Source organism: Diplocloster hominis (genome assembly GCF_032380655.1).
GTDB lineage: Bacteria > Bacillota > Clostridia > Lachnospirales > Lachnospiraceae > Diplocloster > Diplocloster hominis.
The window spans coordinates 1-7,617 of sequence record NZ_JAWDIY010000071.1 but is presented as its reverse complement, the minus strand read 5'-3'; the positions used below and the strand labels follow the sequence as shown (position 1 = coordinate 7,617).

General features: G+C 52.4%; 6 protein-coding genes. All 6 read right to left on the bottom strand.

Annotated elements, in window-relative coordinates; all coding sequences use genetic code 11:
• Window positions 1-240 precede the first annotated feature (240 nt).
• Complete coding sequence (locus tag ABC831_RS26165) at window positions 241-1,608, bottom strand: citrate/2-methylcitrate synthase (RefSeq protein WP_343251021.1); 1,368 nt, start codon at window positions 1,606-1,608, stop codon at window positions 241-243.
• Entirely contained in the window at window positions 1,601-2,182 is a 582-nt protein-coding gene (locus tag ABC831_RS26160; protein ID WP_343251020.1) for a TetR/AcrR family transcriptional regulator, read from the bottom strand. Before ABC831_RS26160 ends, ABC831_RS26165 begins: the two co-directional genes overlap by 8 nt.
• Before the next feature lie 136 nt (window positions 2,183-2,318).
• The gene (locus ABC831_RS26155; protein ID WP_343251019.1) at window positions 2,319-3,215 is read right to left on the bottom strand and encodes a glycyl-radical enzyme activating protein; all 897 of its coding nucleotides are present in this window, start codon (window positions 3,213-3,215) and stop codon (window positions 2,319-2,321) included.
• Window positions 3,216-3,223: 8 nt separating this feature from the next.
• A complete protein-coding gene (locus tag ABC831_RS26150; RefSeq protein ID WP_343251018.1) occupies window positions 3,224-5,629 on the bottom strand; it encodes a glycyl radical protein in 2,406 nt (801 codons plus the stop codon).
• A gap of 152 nt (window positions 5,630-5,781) precedes the next feature.
• Window positions 5,782-6,561, bottom strand: a complete 780-nt coding sequence (locus tag ABC831_RS26145; protein ID WP_343251017.1) for a DeoR/GlpR family DNA-binding transcription regulator — start codon at window positions 6,559-6,561, stop codon at window positions 5,782-5,784.
• A complete protein-coding gene (locus ABC831_RS26140) occupies window positions 6,558-6,932 on the bottom strand; it encodes a metallopeptidase family protein (protein ID WP_343251016.1) in 375 nt (124 codons plus the stop codon). The genes ABC831_RS26145 and ABC831_RS26140 overlap by 4 nt, the downstream gene beginning before the upstream one ends.
• Between the last annotated feature and the right edge of the window lie 685 nt (window positions 6,933-7,617).

Here is a 7,617-nt window from a genome sequence, read left to right as displayed (position 1 = left end):
TATGTATTTGTTTCGCAAAACTATTTTACAACAAAATGAGGAGGCAGGGTGAATTTATTTTTTATTTTATTTTTCCTAGACTTTTTGCTTAAGTTCGCGCCTATGGGGACAGGCCCCTTTCTCCACGCAGTTGCTATGCGATTTGGCTTTACTGCCGAAAGATGCCAGTCCCCTCCCACAAAAAAAGCCCCGGACACCTGCGGGTTCTTACACCGCGGTGTTCGGGGCTGTATATTTTCATTATAGCCGTTTTGACATTTCTATGTAGTCGGTGGGAGGGATCACGCTCTTGTAGCCGGGACGGATAATCTTGTCCTGATTGATCAGCTCCTCCATACGGTGGGCGCTCCAGCCTACGATTCTGGCGATGGCGAACATGGGGGTAAAGAGTTCCACCGGGATATCCAGCATACTGTATATGAAGCCGCTGTAGAAGTCCACATTGGCACTGACGCCCTTGTAAATATGGCGTTCCTCCGCGATGATCTGAGGCGCCATTCCCTCTACCATCTTATACAGCTGGTATTCTTCTTCCCTGCCTTTTTCTTTTGCCAGTTTTTCCACAAAGCTCTTAAGCAGCTGCGCACGGGGATCGGACATGGAGTACACCGCGTGTCCCATACCATAGATCAGGCCTGCCTTGTCAAAGGCCTCCTTGTGCAGAAGCTTCCTTAAATAAGCGGCGACCTCATCCTGATCGGTCAGATCCTTTACCTGGTTCTCCATATCATCGAACATCCGCACTACCTTGATATTGGCACCGCCGTGTTTCGGTCCTTTCAGGGAGCCTAAAGCGGCAGCGATTACCGAATAGGTATCAGAGCCGGAGGAGGTAACCACATGGGTTGTGAAACTGGAGTTATTCCCGCCGCCATGCTCCATATGCAGGATCAGCGCCAGATCCAGCACCATGGCTTCCAGCGCACTGTATTTCTGATCCGGGCGGAGCATTTTCAATATATTCTCCGCTGTAGACAGTTCCGGAGACGGATTGTGAATATAGAAGCTGTTATTGCAGTCGTAATAGCCATAGGCGTGATAACCATAGATCGCCAGCATCGGGAACACACTGATCAGTTTGATACACTGCTTTAACACGTTGGGCAGGCTTAAATCATCCGTATTGTCATCATAGGAGGCCAATGTCAGGATGCTCTTGGACAATGTAATCATCATATCCGCGCTGGATGCCTTCATAATAACATCCCTGACGAAATTCTTCGGCAGCGTTCTGCTCTCAGCCAGGAGATTCCGGAAGCCCTTAAGCTCCGCCTCATCCGGCAGCTTGCCGAAGATAAGCAGGTACGCCGTCTCCTCATATCCCAGACGCTTCTGCTCGATAAATCCTTTGCACATCTGGGTCACATCGATCCCCCGGTAGCGCAGGACACCTTCGCAGGGAACCATCTCCCCGTTGACAAGCTCTTTGGATTTGATCGTGGAGATCCTGGTCAGGCCCGCTACCACGCCTTCGCCGTTGATATCGCGAAGCCCTCTTTTCACGTTATACTTCGTATACAATTCGCTGTCTATCTTGCCATTTTCCCTGCATACATCCGCCAGCTTGGCAAACTCCGAGTTATACTGTTCCATTTTGTAATCACCCATTCCTATCACCTCTCGTAGAATTATTTATCTTAAAGTCGCCTCTGATAAAGCCGCCGGTCAGCAGCCCATAGGCAACTTCAGAAATCTCATTCAGATTCAGATCTCTTTTATTCCGAATCCACGTAATCAATAGCTCATAGGTCACTCCCGCCGCATAGGACTGGATATAGGGAATAATCCTCCCATCTGAATCTATACTCCTGGGCCGGACGATCACCTTCTGATAATAGGCCCGGCTCTGCCGCAAAAACAGATAACTCAGATTATTCTCCAGCAGCAGCCTCAAAAACGATGCGTAAGTCTCCCAAAAACCAAAATAGTCATGAAGGAACTCCATCAGCCTCGAGCTGTCAAACTTCATTTGCCGGGAACATTGATCAAAGATCTCCCGGAGAAAATGCTCCAGAATTTCTTCTTTCGTGTCAAAATTCGTATAAAAAGTCTGACGGGATAATTCTGCTCGAACTGCAATATCCGATATAGAGATCTTGTCGAATGGTTTTTCTTCCATTAAAGAAATGAGAGCCTTCAGCAAACTGTTTCTGGAACGGACCTGTATCGGATTCTCTCCCATACGTCTCTTCCTTTCTTGTGTGCACGGCGCTACTTTCACTGTCATCGTTTCTATATAATATCATAAAAACAGAACTTTTACAATTGTAAAACTACTGACAATTGTAAAAGTTCTATGAACAAACCCTGATATTTTTCTAAACTGAGGTGTTTTTAAATATGAGGTCCAGCTCCTTCATACGCTCATCCGGCAGCTGCTGTACCGCTTCCATGGTATAAGGGATACCGCAGGAACGGTATTTTCCGCTGCCGTACTGGTGAAACGGCAGCAGACTTCTGGCAGAAATCCCCAGCTGATCCAGTATAGCCGCCATTTTCCCTATGGTTTCTGCCTGATCATTCATGCCTGGGATGACCGGGACACGGACATGAATACTGGCGCCGGCTGTTTTGAGCTGTTTTAAGTTCTGCAGAATCCTTTTATTATCCGCACCGGTCCAGCTGCGGTGGATTTCCGGGTCCGGGCTTTTAAAATCATAAAGGAACAGGTCTGTGTATGGGAGGATACGGGAAATATGATCCCAGGGCACATAGCCGGTGGTCTCGACGGCGGTGCGGATGCCCTCCTCACGGCAGGCTTTCAGCAGATGTCTTGCAAAATCCGGCTGCATCAACGGCTCTCCGCCGGACAGAGTCACTCCGCCTCCGCTTCTATCGTAGAACATACGGTCCCTTCGGATCACTTGCATGACTTCCTCCGCCGTCATCCTCTGCCCTTTGACCATCAGCGCGTCCGCGGGGCAGACTCCGGCTAATTCTATCGCTTGCTTCCCCCCGCATTTCTGCCAATGGATCACCGGTCCTTGATCAGATGCCGTAATCTCACCGTCAGCCGAGGCGCTGACGCAGGAGAGACACCGGATACACCGGGACTGGGAGTAGAAAAGCTGCGGCTGACTGCTCTGGGATTCCGGATTGGAACACCAGCGGCAGCGCAGCGGACATCCCTTCAGAAAGATTACGGTGCGGATGCCGTCTCCATCGTGGATACTGTATCTTTGTATATCAAACACATTTCCTCTGATCTCTTCCATCGCTCCTCCTAACATCCGCCGTGTACGGTTCTGCTGATGATTTCATCCTGAATGTCTTTATCCAGCTCCACGAAGAACGCGCTGTATCCGGCAACCCGAACGACCAGACTTCTGTGCCGGTCCGGATGAACCTGAGCGTCCAGCAGTTTTTCCCGGGTCAGAATATTAAATTGAATGTGCATCCCCCCCAGATCAAAATAAGTGCGGATGAGATCAACCAGTTTCTGGCGGTCTTCCTCCGTTTTCAACACCGACGGGAGAAATTTCATATTGTAATTGACTCCATTTAAAGCCAGGGTGTGCAAAACCTTCGCCACGGATCTGGCCGCGGCTGTAGGACCGTGGGTATCCATACCGTGTTTCGGGGAGATTCCTCCGTCTCCCAGCGGCGTACCCGACAGCCTGCCGCTTGGCAGCGCGCATACCTGCCGGCCCAGCGGCGTGTTGGAGGAAAGGCAGAACAGGCCGGCACGGAACCGTCCGCCCCTCACTGTTGCTTTCGTGTTCACGCTGTCGCAGTACAGCTTGCCCACATAGGCGGTCATGGCATCCGCCTCATCTATGTCATTTCCATACTTCGGCGCCCGGTTGAGAAGAATCTGCCGCAGGACCTCCTGATCCCGGAAATCGTTCCGGAGCGCTTCCGCCAGCGTATGGCGGTCAATCCGCTTCTCCTCATACACCAGCTTCTTTATGGCGGTGAGGGAATCTCCCACATCAGCGATCCCCACCCCCTGCACGCCTATATAATTATACTTAGCCCCGCCTCTTGTACAGTCCTTTCCATTTTCCAGGCACCCGTCCAGCAGCAGGGAACTGAAAATATGAGGGCCGTAATCACCGATTAATTTCTCCGTGCAGTTCAGGGAGCATACCAGCATGGATACGAAATAATCAAGCTGTGTCCGAAAGGCGTCCAACAGTTCATCAAAGGTGGCAAAATCTACGAAATTTCCGGTTTGCGGGCCCATCTGCACACCTGACATCTGGCATACCCCGTCAAACAGCGCCAATTCAAAACATTTCGCAATGTTGAAAAAACCCGCATTGGTGCTGCCCATGGTATTGCCGTAACCGGTGGGCTCCACACATCCCACGATCGCGTAATCCAGAGCTTCTTCATGGGTCAGTCCGTCTTTTTCCAGCGCTTCGATAATCAGGTCATCATTGAAAAACGGCATCTTCCCGCCTTCCTTTTTTACCAGAATCTCAATCACCCGCATCACATATGCGTCCGGATTCTTTGATGAAACCCGGATACTGGTATTGGGCTCCGAGTTGAACACCGACTCTTCCGCGTCCAGGCACACATAAGTAAAATCGCAGACCGCGTCCTCCCCTTTTTCATCCAGGCCGCCCACAACCACATTGCACGCGGTGGAGAACCCTCCGTTATTGCGCACGCTGGAATACGTCCCCGCCTTGATCACGTCGCTGTGCTTCACCCAGAGGGCCTCCAGAATCTCCCTGGCTTCCTCCCTCATCAGGGTACCCGCCTGTATCTCCCGCTCATAGTAAGGCCGGAAAAGCTGGTCGATCCGGCCCCCTGAGATCGACGAACCATTCTGGTGGCAATAATCGATCAGCATAACAAACCAATAGGACTGTACTGCCTCATGATAATTCCTGGCCGGATAATACGGAACCTGGCTGCATACTTCTGCAATCAGTTGAAGCTCTCTTCTGCGTCTTTCATCCTTCTCCTGTTCTGCCATCTGCGAAGCCAGAGCGCAGTAGCGCATCTGAAAGCTCTTAACTCCTTCGATACATAGAAGGGCCGCCTGATAAAACTGCATTTTCTGTGCATACTCCGGATCACAGTAATCCATCTGCTCCAGATACTGCCGGATCTGCGTTTCCACCTGGCAGAACCCATAGCGCACGATCTTGCGCACATCCGGGAGATAATGACCGTGCCCGCTGCGGGTCCGGCTCAAGGGATTGAATACCCGGTACGGGGAATCCAGCACCTCCAGAATCCGGGGATCAAAATAATGCCGGGAGCGCTCCCCCGTATTGATGGTTTTCCAATAAGGAAAAATCTCATTCAGCAGATACTCCTTATCCTCCTCTGAAATCTGCAGGGTATCCACCTTGCGCACCGGCATCAAATCCAGTTCCTTTCTGTCAAACATGCCATACTCGGGAAATACGGGGGCACACCTGGGCTTCGATGCGTGGTTTCCCACGATCAGTTCCTCCTGATCGATAAATATGGTCATCTTCTCCAGCAGGTATCGAAGCGCCTTTGCCCGCCGCAGAATGTAGGGCTCCCCTTCTGTCTGCCGGTAACTTTCCGTAACCAGCCTGGCCCGCTCCACGCAGATGGCAGGCTTCACTGCGCGCATCCTTCCATTAAGGAACTCCGTCCGTTCTGCCCGTGACAGGCCCTCCGGCAGCCATTTTTTATCCATAATGATTCCCCTTTCTATCTGAAACCGTTATATACTTTTCCTTTTCCTATTCAAATCATAGCATCCTCCGGTATCCCTCCACAATACCGGGACCGCCTCTATTTCCCCCAAATAAAAAGAAACCGAAAGAAATCCAAGGATTCCTTTCGGTTTCAGGAAATAATCACCGGTACCAGTTCCCGCATACGGCTGCAGTACGCCCGGTCCGCCCCGCCATCCGTAATAACCAGATCCACCATAGAAAGCGCGCACACCTGTGACAGGTATTTCTCTCCGAACTTCCCGCCGTCCGCCAGCAGAACCGTCCGGTCCGCGCACCTGCGCATGGCCTTTTTTATCATCATCTGGGGATAACCGATCACGGTAACCCCCGCCTCCACATCCACCCCGTTGGCTCCCATAAACAAGACATCCGCGTGATACTCCAAAACCTCCCGCTCTCCTGTCTCACCGGCGGTAGCAGCCAGATTCCCGAACACCTCCCCGCCGATCATAAACAGTCTCACATGCCCCAGATTCATCAATTCCCCCGCCGCGATCACAGAATTCGTAACCACCGTCAGCGGCAGTCCTTCTTTTTCCTTAATCAGCTGTACCAGATACAGGCAGGTAGAAGAATCATCGATCAAAACCGTATCATGGGCCCGCAGCTCCCGGTAAGCCCTTCCCGCAATGGCAATCTTAGCCGCAGCGTCCCGGTACACCGTCTCCCGGGTATCCTTCCGGTAAATACTGTCCCCGGCCTTAACCGCTCCCCCATGCACTCTCCTGACCAGTCCTTCCCCTTCCAGCAGAGTCAGATCCTGCCGGACCGTCACTTCCGACACATGCAGGCTCCTGGCCAGATTCGAAATCCTCACGCTCTGCTTCTCATCCAGTTCCCTTAATATAGAAACCAGCCGCTCCTGCCGGAAATTCCTCTCCGCAGTCACTGCCCATTCCCCCTCTCCTTATACCGGGCGATCTGAACCGCGTCCTCGATCTCCAGATCCTTTTCCCCGGCCAGTGACTCCAGGTGATGCCTGAACTCATGCAGCACCGTCTTACGCACCCTCCGCCGGAGCGCCTCCTCCGACATATATCCATAGATCTGCATAAAAGACCCATAATAAATCGTAATAAACCTCCCCAGATACTTATCCCTGTGATACTCCCCCAAAATACACAGCTCCTCATTCCTGCTCTGGGGATGCAGCTTGCGCTCCTCTTTGAGCACAATACCGCCATTCAATTCCTCAAAAAATTCCTTCGGCATCTCACCGGCGATCTCATTCAACATCTCCGAAAACCGATCAATATCCAACTGTAATCCTCACTTTTCACTTTGCTGACGTCGGGTTCCTGTTTTTTGTATAGTATAGCATAGATTGGGGGTTTGCAAAAGGGGGGGACCGGGGAGGGGAGGCCGGATCGCAGGGGAAGGCGCCGGGGAGCCCCGCAGAAACGGGGGACAAATCGCTTCGGCCGGACCTAAGGACGGGTAACTCCGATGGCAGGAGAACCTCTTATTGGCAGGGCCCGGAACAAACTCGCCAAAGGACGGCTCGGACAGTGTTCCAGGCCCTGCGAGGTTCTCCTGCCATCTGCGTAACCCGTCCTAAGGCCCGGCCTCAAGCGTTTGTCCCCCGTTTCTGCAGGGTTCCCCGGCGCCTTCCCCTGCGATCCGGCCTCCCCTCCCCTAGACTGGTGCATGCCAGGTGCCATGTTCTATCTGTTTCATAACTAGCATCTCATTTTAGCAGAGGCAACATCGCTAGTGTTAAAGCAGGAGCGGTCGGACGCAAGGGCTGCCTGGGCGGAGGGGCCTGTCCGAAAACCTGGGTGCCCCGCCAGATGGCCGCTCCGTACGGACGTATCCCGGGAGACCGTCAGGGGGCGCGGTGCGGTGTCTATGGTCCTCTTCCTCACATAAGGCGCCCGTGTGAAATCTTAATGAAATCGGGCCGGCAGGTTTGTGGCGAAAGACTGCGTTCCCTGCAGTCTTTCGG